The sequence below is a fragment of the Actinomadura geliboluensis genome, assembly GCF_005889745.1.
GTDB classification, from domain to species: Bacteria; Actinomycetota; Actinomycetes; order Streptosporangiales; family Streptosporangiaceae; genus Spirillospora; species Spirillospora geliboluensis.
In genome coordinates, this window is record NZ_VCKZ01000731.1 from 1 (window position 1) to 1,457 (window position 1,457).

Genomic DNA, 1,457 nt, shown 5'->3' on the forward strand with positions numbered 1-1,457 from the left:
CCCTAAGATCGTTTTGTCTGGAGTGAGTCGCTCTGGATGCCCAGGGCGACGGGGTGTGGCTGATGGTTGTTTGCCGCTGTTGTGGCTTGAAAGGAATGGCCGCCTCGTCGCCCTGGACGCCCTGGCCGCTGACTGAGATCTGATGCGAACCGTCGCTGTTTAGGGACCTGATGGCGGGGTCGTCCACGGGCTGTACCTGCGAGAACGGGAAGGTGGCCCGCATGGCGGCCACGGATGTGGTGTGGGTCGGGATCGACGCGGGCAAGACCAGCCACCACGCAGCGGCGATCGACGCGACCGGCAAGCGGCTGTGGTCGGTGAAGGTCGGCAACGGCGAGCGGCAGATCGAGGAGCTGATCGACCGCGCCGCCAAGACCTCCGGTGAGGTGCGATGGGCGGTGGACCTGGTCAGCCCGCCCGCAGCCCTGCTGCTGGCGCTCCTGCTGACCCGAGGTGAGAAGGTCGTCTACGTGCCCGGCCGGGTCGTGCACGGCATGGCCGGGGTGTTCCGCGGCGAGGGCAAGACCGACGCGAAGGACGCCCGGATCATCGCCGACACCGCCCGGATGCGCAGCGACCTGACCGAGCTGACCGCCACTGACGAGTTGGTGGTCGAGCTGACCCGGCTCACCTCTTACCGGGCCGATGTCATGGCCGACTGGGTGCGCGGCGTCAACCGGCTTCGCGCCCTGCTGACCAGCGTCTTCCCGGCGCTGGAAGCGGCCTTCGACTACTCCACCCGGTCGGCGTTGATCCTGCTCACCGGGTTCTGCACTCCCGCTGAGATCCGCAGGGCCGGGCCCGGCGGGGTGGCCGACTACCTGCGCGAGCAGGGCGCCTGGGCCAAGGGCATCGACAAGATGGCCGACACCGCCGTCCAGGCCGCTCAGGAGCAGACCGTCGCGCTGCCCGGCGAGACGACCACCGCGCTGCTGGTCAAGAGGCTGGCCCGGCAACTGCTGGACGTCGACCGGGAGATCAAGGACACCGACAGGCTGCTCACCAGCCGGTTCCGCGACCACCCCCAGGCCCACATCATCGAGAGCCTGCCCGGCATGGGCCCCATCCTGGGCGCCCAGTTCCTGGTCGCCACCGACGGCCGCCCCCTGGAAGCGTTCGCCAGCTCCGGCCGGCTGGCGTCCTACGCGGGCCTGGTGCCCGTCCCGCGCGACTCCGGCCGCGTCACCGGCAACAACCACCGACCCAAGCGCTACCACCGGCCACTGCGCAACGTCTTCTACATGATGGCGCTGTCCAGCCTCCGAACCAACGGGCCCTCGAAGGTCTTCTACCAGCGCAAACGCGACGAAAACAAGATCCATACCCAGGCCCTACTCGCCCTGGCTCGACGCATGGTCGACGTCCTGTGGGCTCTGCTGCGCGACAACCGAACCTTCAGCCCGATCCCGCCATCGCAGGTCAGCGCTATCGCGGCTTGACATGGTCACTGAGATTCC

At 68.5% G+C, this 1,457-nt stretch carries 2 protein-coding genes; one reads left to right on the plus strand and one right to left on the minus strand.

The window, feature by feature from the left end; genetic code table 11:
- A partial coding sequence (locus ETD96_RS46345; protein WP_205719768.1) for a hypothetical protein occupies positions 1-232 on the minus strand: 232 nt, incomplete at its 3' end.
- On the opposite strand from ETD96_RS46345, the gene ETD96_RS43885 reads away from it, so the two are divergent.
- On the plus strand, positions 222-1,439 hold the full coding sequence (locus ETD96_RS43885; RefSeq protein WP_138642366.1) for an IS110 family RNA-guided transposase: 1,218 nt from the start codon (positions 222-224) through the stop codon (positions 1,437-1,439). The genes ETD96_RS46345 and ETD96_RS43885 overlap by 11 nt on opposite strands.
- The last annotated feature ends 18 nt before the right edge of the window (positions 1,440-1,457 follow it).